The organism is Streptococcus sp. GMD6S, from assembly GCF_000297015.1.
The window spans coordinates 1-767 of record NZ_AJRH01000216.1; the positions used below are offsets into that span (position 1 = coordinate 1).

Genomic DNA, 767 nt, shown 5'->3' on the forward strand with positions numbered 1-767 from the left:
AGGTGCAAAAATGTACAGTTGGGAAGAATTTTTTCTTACATGGTCTTCATTTTGTATAATAGATGTGTAAGTTAACTTACAAGAAAAAATAATACAGGAGATTTCATTATGAAAAATACAGTAAAGTTGGAACAATTTAAAGAAGTAACAGAGGCAGAATTGCAGGAGATTCGAGGTGGAGATAAAAGACTACCTTACTTTTTTAAACATCTTTTTTCAAATAGGACAAAGTAGTAATATTATAGGGTGATAGGATGAGTTTATTAGGATTTGGAATAGTTATTCTTCATATTTTTATTTTAACAATAAGCTATGAATTAATTTGTAAAGTAACTAAAAAAGAAAGATATTTATTTATAGCTTGTATATTTGTATATCAGTCTGTAGCTGAATTTTTCTTTGACTTTATTTCATTAGCTGGGTTAGGGATTGAAAAGTTTATATTTCCTTTTATTCTATATACTTCTATAGTAGTTTTAAAGAAGTATGATAAGCATAAAGGAATGTTTATCAGTTTACTATTGTCTTTATTATATCATAGTACACATACTTTTTTATCAGTAACCCTATCCTCTATAACAGGTGATGCTTTTGTGATAGAACATGAAGTGATGTTTTATTTAGGAGTACTATTACTAACATATTTTATTATTAAAAAAATTATTACTTATTTCCATTTAGAACTTACTTATTTTGATAAAGATTATCTGTACCCTTTTTTAAAAAAAGTAATAGTTGCTTTCTTTGGTTTGCATATTTTATTGTTT

1 protein-coding gene and 1 pseudogene are annotated in these 767 nt (G+C 25.4%); both read left to right on the plus strand.

Annotated elements, in window-relative coordinates:
• The first annotated feature begins 108 nt into the window (after positions 1-108).
• Entirely contained in the window at positions 109-234 is a 126-nt protein-coding gene (gene comC, locus GMD6S_RS09765) for a competence-stimulating peptide ComC (RefSeq protein ID WP_008282505.1), read from the plus strand.
• A gap of 20 nt (positions 235-254) precedes the next feature.
• Positions 255-767: pseudogene (locus tag GMD6S_RS09770) on the plus strand (competence system sensor histidine kinase ComD); the annotation flags it as partial.

Excerpts from the sequence above, each read along its gene's own strand:
- comC (WP_008282505.1), top strand. The coding sequence starts at position 109 with ATGAAAAATACAGTAAAGTTGGAACAATTTAAAGAAGTAACAGAGGCA.